The following is a 15821-nucleotide window of genomic DNA, read 5'->3' on the forward strand; positions in this document are numbered from 1 at the left end:
CGCGGGCACTGGCAGGAGAAGAAATTTGACGCTTTCTCAATGGTTACCTTTTGCTGCTATCGCCCTTGGCCTGGTGCTGACGCCCGGGCCAAATATGATTTATCTGGTGTCGCGCTCCATCTGCCAGGGGCATAAAGCCGGTCTGATTTCGCTGGCTGGTGTGGCGCTGGGGTTTATTTTCTATATGTTCTGCGCCGCCCTCGGCATTACCGCGCTGGTGATGGCGGTGCCTTTTGCTTATGACGCATTACGCATTGCTGGCGCGCTCTATCTGCTGTGGCTGGCCTGGCAATCGTTGCGCAATGGCGCCTCGCCTTTTCAGCTACGTACGCTAAAACCTGACAGCCCACGCAAACTGTTTACCATGGGGCTGATTACCAACCTGCTTAATCCCAAAGCGGCAGTGCTCTATCTCTCTCTGTTACCGCAATTTATTGATCCGTCTCAGGGCAATGTGCTGGCGCAATCCCTGACGCTGGGTTTCAGTCAGATAGTTATCAGTATGCTGGTAAATGGTGCGATTATCTTTACCGCAGGCTCTGTTGCGCAATTCCTCTCCGGTCGCCCGTTATGGCAACGTGTTCAGCGCTGGTTAATGGCTACGGTATTGGCCGGGCTGGCGGTGCGCATGGTGATGGATGTGCGGAAGTAAGCCGAATTCATCCATCACCCACGCAGCTTAGCCGATATTACCAGGCCAGCGCATTGCCGGTATAATCGATATAGTGATGGCCACCTTTGCCGGGCCATTTTTCCAGCTGATCGGCAATACCACTGGCGCTTTCTGCAACCGTCAGGGTTGCTTCACTGCCCCCCATATCGGTTTGCACCCAGCCTGGATGCACGCAGAGCAACGTTTGTCCGTGCGGCGCGGTAGACTGGGTAAGTTCGCGTGACAGCATATTCAGCGCCGCTTTACTGGCGGCATACAGCGGATAAGTTGCGTCGTTATTTTCATTCAGACTGGCCAGTTGCGATGACATCAGGGCCAGAATGCCGGTTTTTGGCGTCAGCAGGGGCAGCAGTTCTGCAGCACAGCGCACCGGGGAGAAAGCATTGGTGGTAAACAGGGCAAGAAGTTCAGCATCGCTGGCCTGCATAATATCCTGATGATCAGGGCCAAATACGCCTGCATTAATAAAAATCACCTCAAACTGGCTGGTGCTGAGTGGTTCCTGCAGGGCGCTGCGCTGCCCGGCGTCATTAATATCCAGCGTCAGCCAGTCGATGGTCGGGTGAGATTCAGGAATTGCGTTACGGGTGGTGGCGCTAACCTGCCATCCGCGTTCGGCCAGCGTATTTGCCAGCCCTAAACCAATACCACGTGAAGCTCCGATAATAAGGGCATGTTTACTGTTTTCCACGCAAACTCCTGTTAGTTATTGAGGAACAAAGGCTTACAGAAGTTAAGCATAGCGGAACAGGATAAATATGTAAGATGCGGATCGCGAGAAATATGAATTTATTGCACTGGATCGACAGGGTTAACTATTAATTAATGGTGGTGGTTTACGCAGTTAGCTGTGCAGGGCTTGACTCGGAAAAGCGTTTTTTCTAACGTATTAGCTCGCGACATTTCTGCTTTAAAGCCGGTATAGCTCAGCAGGTAGAGCAGTTCATTCGTAATGAAAAGGTCCCGGGTTCGACTCCTGGTATCGGCACCATCTTCAACACTAAGACAGCGCCAGCATGGTCAACAGCAATCCTATGCTGCGGCTACAATTTCAGCCGGGTCCATCGCTGGCGGCGGCCAAAAGTGGCACCACCAGATCGCTGATCGGTGTTGGGATGCCATGAGCCTGACCATATCGCTGCACCACCCCGTTACGGATATCCCATTCCAGCGGGCGACCGGCTTGCCGGTCAGCAAGGATTGAGGTGCCTAAATCGGGCGGATAACCATGAAATCCATCAACGATCTGTTGTGGCACTTCGTCGCCCAGTATTGCCCCCGCTGCACGCGCCACCGCAAGGCATTCCCGCAGATAAGCCAGCGACAGGCTGGTGATATCGCTGCGGGAAAACATGCCCGCACGGCGACCAGCCAGTACCATTAAGCCAGCGACCGCATTCTGCAAAAGTTTGCGCCATGCGACGGAGGTGAAATCTGCAGCTACTTCGACTGAGCATCGTGTACCGTGCAAAGCCGCAAGCACCACACCGGTTGCTGGCGTGTCTGGCAAGGTGAGGCGTGGCTTGTCGCGTAGCCACACCGAAGCATTTGCTTCACGTTGAGCGGGAAACCACACCACTGAAGGCAACACCGTGTTGCCGGACAGGTAACGGGCAAAGAGTGTTTGTTGCTCAACACCGTTTTGCAGTACGCAGACCACGCTCTCTGCATCGCACAACGCTGCAAGCCACGGCGCCATCGCCTCCACCTGCGTTGATTTTACCGCGACGAAAACCAGGTCAAAGGGGGTTTTTATGGCGACCGGATCAGTCTGCACTGGCCCTGGCACCACGATCTGGCCACCGTCGAAGCGCAGCTCCAGCTGTGGATGCGCCGTGCGACCGCAAATTGTCGGCGTGCGTCCGACCTCATGCAACGCCGCCGCGATGGTGGTGCCGATGGCTCCCGGACCGACCAGAGCGATTGTTGGATTTTCAGACATCGTCATAATCCTCCTGTGCCGTTATTGCGCTTCTCGCTTTGCTTGCTCAATGCGCATATCACTGATCATGGCAGTCAGTTTATCGAGTTTCTCATCGGTTTTACTACTGATGGCATCAAGTTTTGCATCGAATCTGGCACCCATTGCATCAAGTTTTGCATCGAATCTGGCACCCATAGCATCAATTTTCGCATCAAGTCTGGCACCCATGGCATCCTGCCTGGCAATCATGGCATCAAATTTCGCATCAACCCTGGCGCCCAATATATCGATTTTGTCATTAACGCGGTGAAAATCTTCTCTGGTGTCCGCCCTGAGCGTGGAGACTTCCGTTCTTACCTCCGATATCTGGCCCTGGAGATTAACATAAATTGTCCAGGCGCCTAAGGTGGCAACCCCAAGAGCGCCAATGGCGACGTTAAGCGCACTCCAGAAATTCAAAGGGGAGTTAGGATTAAAGTTCATTTTATTTTTCTCCTCTATTTTTAGCGAGCTTGTTATTTGTTTCATTTGATATAATTATATTGTTAAGGCGTGGGTTAAATAGCAATTTATTAAATCGAACTGGTGAAGATTATTCTGTCTTTTTTTGAAATGCAACAGGATTTTTATTGGGTGGTCTTTCCAAAAAATAAACAGATAATGGTTTTTGCTTGTTTTTTTTACCCTCTCGATTAACTGAGTTCTTCGGCGTGCCTGGTGTTGTTATTTTTTATGTTTATATTAATCAATGGCGTGATGGGTGTTTTGCGCGCGATAATTAATTTCAATAAGAGTAATTACCAGAATATATATTTATCCTGTGGCGTCAGGTACAGGCTCTGCGTAAATTACAAAATTAAAAGTTAAACTTGTAATTACTGTATAATCCGGTGAGATGGCTGCCGTGATAACATACAGCGATTTTCTCCCTGCAGTTGCATCATTAATCTCAGCATAACCAGCGATGAGGTTATGCTGAGCAGTGTGACTTTATCATTATCAAATGATGATACCGGAATGCGCGACGTGTTCGGGCCGATAAAGCTGACGCCACGCGGGCAGTGCAGGACGCTGCCCGATAATCAGACCATCCCCCTTGCCTGATGCCCCGACAATGCTACGATGGCCTAAAACCATCGTGGTGTTAATAATGAAATCACTGTTACCCGTCTTAATGATTTTACTGCTGCTTACAGGATGCGTCTCTTCCGTGGGCCAGGACTTTGACGATGCAAAATTAAGTCAAATTCGTAAAGGGCAGTCGACAAAATCTGATCTTATTGCCCTGTTCGGCCAGCCAGCCACCGATACGCCTTACCCGGAAGGCAACACGATTCTGGTCTGGAACTGGAGTCAGGCCAGAGCGATGAACACCACCTCCGGCAAAACGCTGACCATCAAACTGGATAATGGCAGGGTTGAAAGCTATTCGGTAAGTAAAACGTCGATGGAGTAAAATCAGGCTTTCACTGGAGGAGTGCATGTTAAAAAATCTAAACCATCTTACCCTCGCGGTTTCAGACTTATCACAGAGCCTGGACTTTTATCATCATCTGCTGGGCTTGCAGTTACATGCATACTGGGATAACGGCGCTTATCTCACCTGTGGCGATCTCTGGCTGTGTTTGTCGGTTGATCCGCTTCGTCGTCCGTTGAATGCTGAAGAGAGCGACTATACTCATTACGCCTTCACAATTGATCGACAGGATTTTCAGCAGTTTGTGCTGGGTCTTGAGCAGGCAAAGATCAGCATATGGAAACGCAACAAAAGTGAAGGGGAGTCCTGTTACTTCCTCGACCCGGACGGCCATAAACTGGAAGTCCATGTCGGTGGTTTGCCGGAGCGCCTGGCGGCCTGTCGTCAGCAGCCTTATGCGGGCATGGTGTTTAGTTAGTCTGCACTGTTGTTGTGCGGTTATTACGACTCTTTCTTCGCTTGCTCAACGCGCATATCAATGATCATTGCGGTAAGTTTATCGAGTTTCTCATCAGTTTTGCTACTGATGGCATCAATTTTTGCATCAAGCCTGGCACCCATGGCATCAATTTTGTCGTTAAGGCGGTGGAAATCTTCTCTGGTGTCTGCCCTGAGCGTGGAGACTTCCGATCTCACCTCCGATATCTGTCCCTGAAGGTTAAAGTAAATTGTCCAGGCACCTAATGCGATAATGCCCAGGGCGCCAACTGCAACGTTGAGCGCACTCCAGAAAGTTAAGGGAGAGTCAGGGTCAAAAATCATTTAATTTATCTTTTTCTGAAAGGCAATGTAATTACTGGCTAAAACCTGGTGATATAAGTTGTTATCACGTTATTTTAATGCTTTAAGTAACGATGATTTTATTCTCCAGGGGGGAGGATAAAAACCTATATTTGACTGAAAACTGTATTCACCCCCGCATACCTGGTACGCGAACCATCCCTGTCAGGATAAATTTGTTAAACCTTTTTAACATTCGCTTGCGCTATTTTCATCTGCGTGGAAAATAATCGCTACTGAATGTCTGACTCCATGTAAGCTTATCACCACCTGACATCAGATTAAGGATAATGTATGGCCGCAAGCGATTTTTTCTTACAGCGTCAGCTTGATGCACTGATGGCTGACGCTGCGAATCAGGACTACCGACTGTGGGTAAAGACGGAGCATCATCCGGTAAAACGTCTTGAGCAATTAGCCCGCCATTATAACGGCCGTATCCGGCAGCGCGTGGTGCTACGCCTGGGTTATATGCATCAACCTTCATCACTGCCAGCGCTGATTGAGCGGGCCAATGACTGGGCTGCTCCGGTTCGTTCAGCCGCGCGCCAGAGCATTCGGCGATATATCACGCAGCAGGATGCCGGGCTACTGGTCGATTGTCTGCCCGATTTTTACCGGCTACTCAACGGTGAACGGGACGATCATCAGCGGCTGGTAGATGAAGTAATCCAATTTTTATCTTTGCCGCAGCATCAGCAGAGGCTGCTGGATGGCGTCTGCGTTGCTCATAAAAACATTGCCCGGATTGCGACACAAGTGCTGATTGAACAACAGCTTTTCCCGCCGGGGAAGATTTTTCAGCAGGCCAGCCTGCAGCAGGATTGTATGGTCAGACTGATGGCTGCCAGAGCAGTTCTTAGCAGCTGCGCGGCCGTAACCACTGAAAGAATGCAGGAACTGCTCAGCGATAGTTACCCACCCATCAAACAGTTAGCGCTGCATTACGTTATTAACCAGAAAACAGAGGTGTCGCTGCCGCTACTGCGTGTGTTACTGCTGGATCGCAACGAACTGGTACGCAAGCGTGCGGCCCGGCTGCTGAAAGCGGGTGGGTGGTCACCGACAGAACATTATCTGACGGTGTTTAATGATACTGGCCGCAAGGTGACTGAAAGGAGCGTGGCGCTGCTCGGTCTGGATGAGCAAAAATATCTTCCGGTGGAGGCGCTGGCATTAAATAGTCTGAACAGCCAGCAGCCGGGGATGTACAGGGTGGCTTTGCGGGTAATTGTCAGGCATCAGCAACAGGAGGCGCGGGAAATATTACTTGAGGCAATCTCCTGCCCATCGTCAGCTATTGGGCGGATGGCTTGCCGGCAATTTATCAAACTTAAACTTTTTCTCCGGCCAGGCGAGCTTCAACAGGTGCTGGATACGCATCCCTGCGCCGATCGTCAACGGCTTTGTCTGGCTCTGACCAGCAGTTTAAACCTGTGGGATAGTCTGATTTTCCTGCTCTACAATGCAGCGATTTTTGAGAAGTCATTAACGCAACAGGCGCTCAGCGGCTGGAAAGTCAGAGCGAACCGTGGTGGAACGCAGCCTGACGCAAGGCAAAAAAGAGAATTACTGGTTCTGCTTGATAGCTGTGGTGATGATTTATTCAAAGGTAAAGATTATCTGCAGCAGTTGTTATCGTCATAGTTAGCGGCGGGGCAATGCCCCATTCCGGTGCATCTCTTTAACCAATCCCCAGCGCATCCATAAACAGCGTGATCAGCTGATTGATCTTACGCCCTTTTTTAATTATCAGGCAGAAGGGCGTTTTAACCTGAAGTTCATCTGGCCCAATCGCGCGCATTTTTTTCTCCTGCACATAATGCTCAGCATAGTGCGCCGGAAGGTAGCCAATAAAATGTCCGGTAAGGATCAGCATCGCCACCGCCTCAACCTGCACAGCCTGAATTTTACTGCTGCTAAAGGCAAACAGCTTATTGTTATGGCGATGCGTGACATAGGTGTGATTAATGATTTTTTGATTCTTTAATATTTCGAGGCTGATGCTGGTGTTTTCCTGTGAAAATAAGGGGTGCTGATTACTGCAATATAAATGCGAGGTTTCGGTATAAATAGAATAATAATCAAATTCACTTTTTTTATCATATACCGGCGCAATGGCGCAATTAAACCGCTCCTCATTTAATCCCTTTTCTATATCATCAAGATGGGCGGTTTGCAGGCGGATGTTTACTTTTGGTGCAGCGTTATGTAGCTGTTGCACCGCTTTGGTTACCGGCGATTGTGAGTCAGAAATCGTGTTGTCCACCACGCTGATATTCAGGTCGCCCAGCACCTCATTGCGGCTGTTGTGCAGGCGTTCACGAAAATTATTCAGAGAGGCGAACAGCTCCAGCGTGGCCTGATAAACCGTGACGCCATATTCGGTCAGCTCAAAGCCCTCACGCCCGCGGCTGCACAGAGTCATTCCCAGACGGATCTCCAAATCGGAAAGCTGTTTGCTGATCGCCGCCAGACCAATATTCAGTTCATGACTGGCCGAGGTCAGGCCGCCCGAATCTACCACGCATTTAAATACACGTAATAACTTCAGATCGACATTGTTAATGGACATTGATGAATTATCGCTGCGCGCATAATTCATGTTTCCTGTGTTGGAAACCTTACTTTCCATAATAAATATTCAACCCCGGAAGAAATACAGTGAAAGTAAGAGTGAACCTGAATTAGCCGCTAATTACCAGCTGGCAAATTAAAATAACTTTTAATTATCACTCGCACCCCGGTCAGAGGATTTCCTTATTTTATGACGACAGGGGTGAAACCGCGCAATGAGAGAGGAATTATGTCTGACAGTGCCGATCGTTTATGGGGTGCCCGTTTTAAAACTCCGCCTGCTGCCGCCTTAACCGCGCTGTCGCGCAGCCCTGAGTACTATTTTGCTCTGGCTCCGTACGATCTGGCTGGCTGCCGGGCGCATGCTCACGAACTTCAGCGCGCTGGCCTGCTGAGCGAGGCGGAAACCAGCGAAATGATCGCTGCTATCGACCTGCTGGATGCTGACTATCGTGCCGGGAAAGTGGATCCGATTTATGCCGATGAAGACGTGCATACCTTTATCGAACGTGCGCTGACTGAACGCCTTGGCGCGCTGGGCGGCAAACTGCGTGCCGGACGTTCGCGCAACGATCAGACGGTGAACGATCTGCGCCTCTACCTGCGCGACAATGTACGCCGGATTACTACCGCTTTGCTGGCTCTGCAACAGGCGCTGGTCAGCCAGGCCGAACAGCATGCCAGCACCATTGCGCCGGGCTTTACTCATCTGCAGCAGGCGCAGCCGATTGTATTTGGCCATCAGTTAATGGCTCATGCGCAATCTTTCTCGCGCGATATTGAACGTATTCAGGACTGGGATAACCGCAGCGCTTTCTCACCGCTGGGCGCCGCCGCGATGGCCGGTTCCGCGATTGCCCGCCGTCCGGAGCTGGCGGCGCAGGAGCTGGGGTATCGCGCGCCGTGCGAGAACTCGATTGATGCTGTCGCCAGCCGCGATTATGTCGCCGAATTCCTGTTTATCACCAGCATGATTGGCGTCAATCTGTCGCGCATCAGCGAGGAGATCTGTCTGTGGACCTCACGCCAGTTCCGCTGGGTTGAGATCAGCGACAGCTACGCCACTGGCAGTTCAATTATGCCGCAGAAGAAAAATCCGGATATCGCCGAGCTGACGCGTGGCCGCAGTGGCCGCCTGATCGGCAATCTGACGGCAATGCTCGCCACCATGAAAGCGATGCCGCTCTCCTATAACCGCGATCTTAGTGAAGACAAACGCAGCGCCATCGATTCGGTGGACACGCTGCTGCTGGTACTGCCTGCGATGGCTGGCATGATTGAAACCATGAAGGTTAATGAGGCGGAACTGCTGGCGCAGGCGCCGGAAGGTTTCACCCTGGCGACCGAAGTGGCCGACTGGCTGGCAATGCGCGGCGTGCCGTTTAAAGAAGCCCATGAAATTACCGGCAAGCTGGTGCAGCTGTGTGAATTCCATGGTCATGGCCTCTCCGATCTGACCGATCAGCAGCTGGCGGAAGTGGATGCGCGCCTGACGCCTGAAGTGCGCACGGCGCTGACGCTGGAAGCCGCTATCCATTCACGCGACGGTTTCGGCGGCACCGCGCCAGCGCGCGTCAGTGAGCAGATTGAGCGTCTGAAAGGGCGTATTCAGCAGCAGGCCGAGTGGGTGAGTGCTTACAAGGGCCCTCGTCTGTAAACCCTTAGCATTGAACCCCGGAGCCGCAATGAACAGTTCGAAAAACGTTAACCTGGCGGGAAGCCGCGAGCAGCCCGAACAGAGTTACGACCTCAAACAGTATCAGGTGGTGCCGCGTCGTTATTACGGACGAATTACCGCCACGGTGGTGATTATTCTGCTGCTGGCCTCGCTGGTACATGCCTTTTCGCAGGGCAAAATCGAGTGGTCATTTGTCGGCCAGTTCTTTACCGCGCAGGCGATTCTCGATGGGGTGGTTAACACCCTGGTGATGTCGATTCTGGCGATGGCGCTGGGCATCCTGTTTGGCGTGGTGGCGGCGATTATGTATATGTCGCCGAACCCGGTGCTGCACTACATCTCTGTGGGCTATGCCTGGGTGTTTCGTGGCACGCCGCTGATCCTGCAACTGCTGTTGTGGTTTAACCTGGCGCTGGTGTTTCCGGTGATCTCGATTCCCGGCGTATTCAGCATTGAAACCGTCAATGTAATGACGCCGTTTGTTGCGGCGCTGCTGGGACTGAGTATCAACCAGGGCGCCTATACCTCTGAGGTGGTGCGCGCCGGGCTGCTGTCGGTGGATACCGGCCAGTATGAAGCGGCGAAGTCGATCGGTATGCCGCGTCTGCAGGCGCTGCAACGCATCATTCTGCCGCAGGCGATGCGGGTGATTTTACCGCCGGTGGGCAATGAATTTATCAGCATGATTAAAACCACCAGTCTGGCGAGCATGATCCAGTACTCCGAGCTGCTCTACAACACGCAGAACATCTACTACGCCAATGCGCGCGTAATGGAGCTGCTGTTTGTAGCCGGTATCTGGTACCTGATTATCGTCACCGTGTTGTCGTTCGGGCAAAGCCGCCTTGAGCGCTACTTCTCTCGCGGCCAGCGCCGCCGTAACTAAGGAGATTACGCGATGAGAAATATCGTCAGAGCGGTTGAGGTAAATAAGTATTTTGACCACTTTCATGCCCTGAAAGACGTCAGTCTGGAAGTTAACTACGGCGAGGTGATGTGCATTCTCGGTCCGTCCGGCTCCGGTAAAAGCACTTTCCTGCGCTGTATTAATCAGCTGGAAAAGATCGATCAGGGCGGAATCTGGATTGATAACGAACTGGCGGGCTATCGCATTGCCGGTAACAAACTGCATTCGCTGAGTGACAAGCAGATTGCCCGTCAGCGTCTGCAAACTGGCATGGTATTCCAGCGTTTTAACCTGTTTCCGCATAAAACCGCGCTGGAAAACGTGATTGAAGGGCCGATGCACGTCCTGCTGCGTCCCAGACGTGAAGCCACCGAAGAAGGGATGGCGCTGCTGGATCGCGTCGGGCTGGCGAATAAAGCCCACGCTTATCCGCAGGCGTTGTCCGGTGGTCAGCAGCAGCGCGTAGCGATTGCCCGCGCGCTGGCAATGAAACCCAAGCTGATGCTGTTTGATGAGCCAACGTCGGCGCTCGACCCGGAAATGGTCGGCGAGGTGCTGGCCGTTATGCGTACGCTGGCGAAAGAAGGAACCACCATGGTTGTGGTAACCCATGAAATGGGCTTTGCCCGGGAAGTGGCGAATCAGGTGGTGTTCATGGATGAAGGTCGCATTATCGAGCGCGGCGCGCCCGAAGACATTTTGCTGAATCCGCAAAATCCGCGGATGCAGAACTTTATCTCCGCCATTCTTCTTTAAACCCTAACCAGGAACATCCAGATGAAAAAGATTGTGCTTTCTGCCGTTGCCGCCGCTCTGCTGCTGCAATCCACCGCCTGGGCCGCTGAACTGCCAGCGGCGATTAAATCTAAAGGGGAACTGACGGTGGCGATTATGCCGAACTACCCGCCGATGGAGTTTAAGGATCCGGCCACCAATACCCTGACTGGCGTTGATGTCGATCTCGGTAACGCCATTGGCGAGAAGCTGGGCGTCAAAATCAAATGGCAGGAGATCGCCTTTGAACAGATGGTGAATGCTGTGGCGACGAAGCGCGTGGATATGGTGATGTCCGGTATGACCGATACTGCTGAGCGGCAGAAAGTGGTCAGCTTTATCGACTATTTCCAGACCGGCCCGCAGTTCTACACCCTGGCGGCACGCAAAGATATCAACACTGCGGCCGATTTGTGCGGTAAAAAAGTCGGCACCAGCCGTCGTACCACCTTCCCGCAGGAAATTGCCAAATGGAGCGCGGCTAACTGCGAAGCCAAAGGCAAACCGGCGATTATTGTGGTCGGCGCCGAAGGTACTGCCGATGCGCGCACCCAGCTGCGTCAGCGCCGTCTGGATGGCGCGGTGCAGGGCAGCGAAACCCTGCCTTATGTGATGGATCTGGAGAAAAACACCTATAAACCCCTGGATCAGTCGATTGCCTTCCAGCTTACCGGTATGGCGATTGATAAAAATGATCCGGCGCTGATTGCCGCAGTACAGGGTGCGGTCAATGATCTGATCGCCGACGGTAGCTACGTCAAAATCCTCAGCAAATGGGGTCTGGCGGATAACGCGATTAAAACCGCGACCGTTAACGGGAAATAACCATGACTGTACCTGACGTCCGCCCGCGCTGGCCGCAAGGCAAGCAGGGCTGTATGGCGCTGGCGTTTGATCTCGACGGGCCAACCGGCGACGCGATGCTTAACGGCAGCATCTGGCAAATACCGGAGTATTTCACCTTCGGTGGTTACGGTCCGTTTCGTGCGCTGGGCAGAATCCTCGATCTGCTGGAGCAGTATCAGGTGCCCGCCACCTTCTTTATTCCGGCGTGGGTGGTTGAGCAGTGGCCGCAGCAGTGCGCCGCAATTGTCGAAAAAGGGCATGAGGTGGCTTATCACGGCTATCGCCATGAGTCCTTTTACGCGCTAAACGGCGATCAGCAGCGTCAGGTAATGGAGACATCGCGCGAGATTTTCTGGCAGCGCCTCGGCATTCGTGCCGAGGGTTTTCGCACGCCATCAGGCGACTGGCATCAGGAAACACCTGGTGTATTGCTGGATGCGGGCGTGATCTACTCCAGCAGCATGCGCGGTGACGATCGGCCTTATGCCATCAGCGTGCCGGGCTATACGCAGCCGCTGGTAGAGATCCCCGGCAAATGGGAAATGGATGATTACGCCTCGCTGGCTTACACCCGCGAGCCGGACTTTCCGAAAGGGCTGGATCGCACCGCCAGCTATGCCCTGACGCTGGATAACTGGTGTCGTGAATTTGATGGTGCGATGGATGAAGGTCTGTGTCTGACGACGCTTTTCCATCCCAAAATCAGCGGTAAGCCGGGACGAATTCTGCTGCTGGAGCAGTTTATTGCCCATATGCGTCAGCGCGACGTCTGGTTTGCCCGCTGCCGTGATGTCGCCCACTGGTATCTGCAGGAGCAGCAGCATGACTGAAGCAACACGCTGGCCACAGGGGCAGCAATCGGCGGTGGTGCTGACCATCGACTTTAACGATATTCACGGCATTCTGACGCAAACCCCGGCGGTGGCCGGACGCGATAAAACTTTATCGGTCTGGCGTTACGGCACGCTGCGCGGTGTTGATCGGCTGCTGAAATTGCTGGCGGAAAAAAATGTGCGCGCCAGCTGGCTGGTGCCAGCGATTGTCGCGACTGAAAATCCTGCGGTGTTCGCCCGTATTGTCGCCGCCGGGCATGAGATTGCCTGCAGCGGCGATCGCCACCAGAATTTTGATACGCTGACGCTGGAACAGCAAATCGCCTGCGTCAGGCAGGGTTGCGACCAGCTGGCAGCCGCTGGCGGCGCGCGGCCGGTAGGATTTCGCACGCCAGCCGGACAGTGGAAACCGGGGCTGGCGGCAGCGCTGAGTGAGGCCGGTATCCGCTGGTCATCCAGCTGGCGCGGCGACGATTTACCCTACTTCCATCCGGCGACACGGCTGGTTGAACTGCCGATGCATTATGAGCTGGAGGACGAGCCTTATTTCGCCTTTAACCTCAGTCCGGCGGTGCCGCCGGGCCAGTCACGTATCGCCTCTTATCAGCAGACGTTAGAAAATATGAAGCTGGATTTTCGCGGCTTCCACCGTTTTGGTCTCTGCTATGTACTGCGTCTGCATCCGGAAATTATCGGCACTGCCGGGCGCATCGGTCTGCTGGGTGAATTGCTGGACTTTATCGCCGGACACCAGCAGGTGTGGATGGCCAGCGCTGCTGAGGTCGCCGACTGGTGGCAAACCCAGCCTGATAATCTGCCCGAACATCCGGCAGAGATCTTCCAGCGACAGATTATGGAGCAAAACGCATGAGCCAGTTAATGGACGATCTGGCGGCTTTTGTCGCCAGCACCGGTTATAACGATTTGCCACCAGAGCTGGTGGAGCGCGCCAAACGTCATATTCTCGATACCTTTGGCGCCACCCTGGCGGGCAGTAATAGTCCGATCGCGCAGGCGGTGCAGCAAACGGTTATCGCCGAAGGCTGTACGCCGCTGGCCAGCGTCTGGGGATGTGGCTGGCAAACCTCACCGCGCAATGCCGCCTGGCTAAACGGTGTGGCGGCGCATATGTATGAACTGGACGATACCGGTGGCTGCGATCACTCTGGCGCGGTGGTTTTGCCGGCGGTAATGGCGCTGATACCACAGTGTGCGGCGCCGGTTTCTGGTCAGGCGCTGATTACTGCGGTGGTGCTGGGCTATGACGTGGGCCGCCGGGTGCTGGAAGCCTGTGGTGGCTATGCGCCGCATAATGAAGCGGGCTGGCACTCCACTGCTACCTGTGGCGTATTTGGCGCCGCCGCCGCCGCCGCCTCTTTACTTCAGTTAAATCAGAACCAAACCGCGCAGGCATTGGGGATTGCCGCCAGCTTCAGCAGCGGGTTATGGGGCTTTATCCATGATGGTTCGCAGAGTAAGAAGTTGCATGCCGGACGTGCGGCGGAAGGGGGCGTGTTAGCTGCACTGCTGGCGGCCAAAGGCATCACCGGCCCTGGCCAGACCTTTGACGATGTCTGGGGTGGTTTTCTGCAAACCTTTGCCCCAGCCAGCCGCCAGCCAGCCGCATTAACGGCGGAACTGGGGCAGGTATGGAAGCTCAATCGTTGCTCGATTAAGCCCTATGCTTCCTGTCGCGGCACCCATTCGGCGATTGATGCCGTTGGTCTGCTGATGGCTGAACACAACTGTGGCGCTGAACAGATCGCGCGTATTAATGTGTACCTTAATCCGTTCCTGCTGGATATGTGTGGCAATAGCGATCTGCAAAGCCTGGCGGCGGCGCAGATGAGTCTGCCCTATGCGCTGGCGGCGCGAGTGCTGTTTGGCCATGCCGGACTGGATGCCTATGACAGCGATAAACGCGCCAGCAGTGAGGTTGCCGCCATGCTGACGCGCATTGAACTGCATATTGATACGCAGCAGGGCAGCAGCGATGAGCCGGTGGTTGAACTGGAGACGCTGACGGGCGAACGCTGGCGCCAGCATATTGCCGTGCCGCTGGGTGCGCCGACCAATCCGTTAAGCGATACCGCACTGCTGGATAAGTTTACCCAGCTGGCGCAGCGGGTGCTTACGCCGCAACAAACCAGTGCGTTGCAGGACTACTGCCTGACGCTGGAGCAGCAGGCGGATGTTAGTGAGTTGCTGGCGTTACTGAAGTAAGGATTAGCCCATATCGCGGGATATGGGCATTCTGTCAGAAGTGACTACCTGCCAGCGCTTCCACCCGCGCCATGGCCTGATACAGCGCCGCTTCGCTAACTGGCTCGGCCATATTTTTCATATCTGACGTTGCCACCGACTCATGCACAATCACCGCCATCTCTTCCGCCGTGAGGTCGGCAATCGCCGCCAGCGTTAGCGGGATAGCGCACTGATGCGCCAGCATCATTTCGCGCAACAGCTCTTCATCGCTACGGTTTTCCAGCGCCAGCAGGCACAGATTGCCGTAGCCGACCAGCAGGCCATGGCCATACTCGCGGGTTTTATCACAGAAGGTAAAGCCTTCATAAATCGCATGTGACGCCGCCATATGCGCGCCGTTGCTCATTAGCGAAGTCATACCAGCAAAAGTGAAAATCGCATCCAGCGCCTGATCGAGATGCTGATCCGGCTGCCCGTTACGCACTGCGGCGCAGGCTTTCGGGCCATGTTCGGCTATCACTTCATAGCAGATCAGGCTGTGCGCCAGTGATGATTTCTCATTAGCGCCTGCGGGTGGATGGCGCTGACTGACGGCGCGGAATTCATACCATTTCGCCAGCGTGTCGCCAAGACCTGCGGCCAGCCAGCGCACCGGCGCCTGAGCCAGCAGCTGGCTATCGATAATTACTGCCGCTGGCGCCTGGGGAAGGGGGAAAATATCGTAGAAATTACCCTCGTCATCATAACGAATGCTCAGCGGCGTGACGGCGGCGCAGGTGGCGGCGATCGTAGGAATGGTGACCAGCGGGAGATTATGTTCCGCACCCACCGCTTTACAGGTATCCAGCGATTTACCGCCGCCAGTGGCGATAATCATATCGGCGTTCAGCGCCTTCGCCCGTTCACCAAGACGGGCGATCTGCCGCAGCGAGGTTTCACCGCCAAACCATTCGCTGCCGACTAACTCCACTTGTGCGTCAGCAAGCTGCGCACGCACCAGCGGTTCGACGGCCTGCAACGCCTGGTGACCGCCGATCAGCAGCGCGCGCTGCCCCAGCTCACGACAGATACCACCTAACTGCTGTATAACGCCTGCACCGCGCAGCACGCGCGCAGGGAAAACCAGATTTTGTTCAGACATGCCTGA

General features: G+C 54.0%; 17 protein-coding genes and 1 tRNA gene. 12 read left to right on the forward strand and 6 right to left on the reverse strand.

From position 1 onward, the window contains the following. Window positions 1-25: 25 nt before the first annotated feature. The gene (locus tag J2125_RS16105) at window positions 26-652 is read left to right on the forward strand and encodes a LysE family translocator (RefSeq protein ID WP_017800747.1); all 627 of its coding nucleotides are present in this window, start codon (window positions 26-28) and stop codon (window positions 650-652) included. A gap of 37 nt (window positions 653-689) precedes the next feature. Here the strand turns inward: J2125_RS16105 and J2125_RS16110 are convergent, their stop codons facing one another. Continuing rightward, a complete protein-coding gene (locus J2125_RS16110; RefSeq protein WP_017800748.1) occupies window positions 690-1364 on the reverse strand; it encodes an SDR family oxidoreductase in 675 nt (224 codons plus the stop codon). Window positions 1365-1588: 224 nt separating this feature from the next. Between J2125_RS16110 and J2125_RS16115 the strand changes: the two genes are divergently transcribed. After that, window positions 1589-1664, forward strand: a tRNA-Thr gene (locus J2125_RS16115). Between the two features lie 60 nt (window positions 1665-1724). On the opposite strand, the gene J2125_RS16120 is transcribed toward J2125_RS16115, so the two are convergent. Continuing rightward, window positions 1725-2615: an oxidoreductase gene (locus tag J2125_RS16120; RefSeq protein ID WP_198510895.1), complete on the reverse strand. Its 891-nt coding sequence runs from the start codon at window positions 2613-2615 to the stop codon at window positions 1725-1727. A 21-nt stretch (window positions 2616-2636) separates the two neighbouring features. Further along, window positions 2637-3080 carry a hypothetical protein gene (locus J2125_RS16125; protein WP_017800750.1) on the reverse strand — a complete coding sequence of 148 codons (444 nt, stop codon included), beginning with the start codon at window positions 3078-3080 and terminating at the stop codon, window positions 2637-2639. 667 nt (window positions 3081-3747) lie between these two features. On the opposite strand from J2125_RS16125, the gene J2125_RS16130 reads away from it, so the two are divergent. Both J2125_RS16130 and fos read left to right on the forward strand, forming a co-directional pair. Further along, a complete protein-coding gene (locus J2125_RS16130; protein ID WP_017800751.1) occupies window positions 3748-4053 on the forward strand; it encodes a hypothetical protein in 306 nt (101 codons plus the stop codon). A gap of 25 nt (window positions 4054-4078) precedes the next feature. Further along, entirely contained in the window at window positions 4079-4492 is a 414-nt protein-coding gene (fos, locus tag J2125_RS16135; RefSeq protein ID WP_017800752.1) for a fosfomycin resistance glutathione transferase, read from the forward strand. 23 nt (window positions 4493-4515) lie between these two features. Here fos and J2125_RS16140 read toward each other — a convergent pair whose 3' ends face one another. Next, window positions 4516-4836 carry a hypothetical protein gene (locus tag J2125_RS16140; RefSeq protein WP_017800753.1) on the reverse strand — a complete coding sequence of 107 codons (321 nt, stop codon included), beginning with the start codon at window positions 4834-4836 and terminating at the stop codon, window positions 4516-4518. A 312-nt stretch (window positions 4837-5148) separates the two neighbouring features. Here J2125_RS16140 and J2125_RS16145 point away from each other — a divergent pair, with 312 nt between their 5' ends. Then, window positions 5149-6501: a HEAT repeat domain-containing protein gene (locus J2125_RS16145; RefSeq protein WP_017800754.1), complete on the forward strand. Its 1353-nt coding sequence runs from the start codon at window positions 5149-5151 to the stop codon at window positions 6499-6501. Between the two features lie 37 nt (window positions 6502-6538). Here the strand turns inward: J2125_RS16145 and J2125_RS16150 are convergent, their stop codons facing one another. Beyond that, on the reverse strand, window positions 6539-7489 hold the full coding sequence (locus J2125_RS16150) for a LysR family transcriptional regulator (RefSeq protein ID WP_026111647.1): 951 nt from the start codon (window positions 7487-7489) through the stop codon (window positions 6539-6541). 171 nt (window positions 7490-7660) lie between these two features. Here J2125_RS16150 and argH point away from each other — a divergent pair, with 171 nt between their 5' ends. Genes argH through J2125_RS16185 form a run of 7 tightly spaced genes read left to right on the forward strand, consistent with a single transcriptional unit; the run spans window position 7661 to window position 14692 of the window. Further along, complete coding sequence (gene argH / locus J2125_RS16155; protein ID WP_017800756.1) at window positions 7661-9088, forward strand: argininosuccinate lyase; 1428 nt, start codon at window positions 7661-7663, stop codon at window positions 9086-9088. A gap of 28 nt (window positions 9089-9116) precedes the next feature. Beyond that, window positions 9117-9995 (forward strand): amino acid ABC transporter permease, encoded by an 879-nt coding sequence (locus J2125_RS16160; protein ID WP_017800757.1) that lies wholly within the window; start codon window positions 9117-9119, stop codon window positions 9993-9995. A gap of 12 nt (window positions 9996-10007) precedes the next feature. Then, on the forward strand, window positions 10008-10772 hold the full coding sequence (locus J2125_RS16165; RefSeq protein ID WP_209499508.1) for an amino acid ABC transporter ATP-binding protein: 765 nt from the start codon (window positions 10008-10010) through the stop codon (window positions 10770-10772). Between the two features lie 21 nt (window positions 10773-10793). Continuing rightward, a complete protein-coding gene (locus J2125_RS16170; protein WP_017800760.1) occupies window positions 10794-11615 on the forward strand; it encodes an ABC transporter substrate-binding protein in 822 nt (273 codons plus the stop codon). Between the two features lie 2 nt (window positions 11616-11617). Beyond that, window positions 11618-12466, forward strand: a complete 849-nt coding sequence (locus J2125_RS16175) for a polysaccharide deacetylase family protein (RefSeq protein WP_017800761.1) — start codon at window positions 11618-11620, stop codon at window positions 12464-12466. Continuing rightward, a complete protein-coding gene (locus J2125_RS16180; RefSeq protein WP_017800762.1) occupies window positions 12459-13340 on the forward strand; it encodes a polysaccharide deacetylase family protein in 882 nt (293 codons plus the stop codon). The genes J2125_RS16175 and J2125_RS16180 overlap by 8 nt, the downstream gene beginning before the upstream one ends. Then, window positions 13337-14692: an MmgE/PrpD family protein gene (locus J2125_RS16185; RefSeq protein ID WP_017800763.1), complete on the forward strand. Its 1356-nt coding sequence runs from the start codon at window positions 13337-13339 to the stop codon at window positions 14690-14692. The genes J2125_RS16180 and J2125_RS16185 overlap by 4 nt, the downstream gene beginning before the upstream one ends. Window positions 14693-14726: 34 nt before the next feature. Here the strand turns inward: J2125_RS16185 and J2125_RS16190 are convergent, their stop codons facing one another. Continuing rightward, the gene (locus J2125_RS16190; RefSeq protein WP_017800764.1) at window positions 14727-15815 is read right to left on the reverse strand and encodes an iron-containing alcohol dehydrogenase family protein; all 1089 of its coding nucleotides are present in this window, start codon (window positions 15813-15815) and stop codon (window positions 14727-14729) included. Window positions 15816-15821 lie beyond the last annotated feature (6 nt).

Source organism: Winslowiella toletana, assembly GCF_017875465.1.
Classification (GTDB): Bacteria; Pseudomonadota; Gammaproteobacteria; order Enterobacterales; family Enterobacteriaceae; genus Erwinia; species Erwinia toletana.

Coding starts and splice junctions, on each gene's coding strand:
- J2125_RS16120 (WP_198510895.1), bottom strand. CDS start 2,615: ATGTCTGAAAATCCAACAATCGCTCTGGTCGGTCCGGGAGCCATCGGC.
- J2125_RS16125 (WP_017800750.1), bottom strand. CDS start 3,080: ATGAACTTTAATCCTAACTCCCCTTTGAATTTCTGGAGTGCGCTTAAC.
- J2125_RS16130 (WP_017800751.1), top strand. CDS start 3,748: ATGAAATCACTGTTACCCGTCTTAATGATTTTACTGCTGCTTACAGGA.
- fos (WP_017800752.1), top strand. CDS start 4,079: ATGTTAAAAAATCTAAACCATCTTACCCTCGCGGTTTCAGACTTATCA.
- J2125_RS16140 (WP_017800753.1), bottom strand. CDS start 4,836: ATGATTTTTGACCCTGACTCTCCCTTAACTTTCTGGAGTGCGCTCAAC.
- J2125_RS16145 (WP_017800754.1), top strand. CDS start 5,149: ATGGCCGCAAGCGATTTTTTCTTACAGCGTCAGCTTGATGCACTGATG.
- J2125_RS16150 (WP_026111647.1), bottom strand. CDS start 7,489: ATGGAAAGTAAGGTTTCCAACACAGGAAACATGAATTATGCGCGCAGC.
- argH (WP_017800756.1), top strand. CDS start 7,661: ATGTCTGACAGTGCCGATCGTTTATGGGGTGCCCGTTTTAAAACTCCG.
- J2125_RS16160 (WP_017800757.1), top strand. CDS start 9,117: ATGAACAGTTCGAAAAACGTTAACCTGGCGGGAAGCCGCGAGCAGCCC.
- J2125_RS16165 (WP_209499508.1), top strand. CDS start 10,008: ATGAGAAATATCGTCAGAGCGGTTGAGGTAAATAAGTATTTTGACCAC.
- J2125_RS16170 (WP_017800760.1), top strand. CDS start 10,794: ATGAAAAAGATTGTGCTTTCTGCCGTTGCCGCCGCTCTGCTGCTGCAA.
- J2125_RS16175 (WP_017800761.1), top strand. CDS start 11,618: ATGACTGTACCTGACGTCCGCCCGCGCTGGCCGCAAGGCAAGCAGGGC.
- J2125_RS16180 (WP_017800762.1), top strand. CDS start 12,459: ATGACTGAAGCAACACGCTGGCCACAGGGGCAGCAATCGGCGGTGGTG.
- J2125_RS16185 (WP_017800763.1), top strand. CDS start 13,337: ATGAGCCAGTTAATGGACGATCTGGCGGCTTTTGTCGCCAGCACCGGT.
- J2125_RS16190 (WP_017800764.1), bottom strand. CDS start 15,815: ATGTCTGAACAAAATCTGGTTTTCCCTGCGCGCGTGCTGCGCGGTGCA.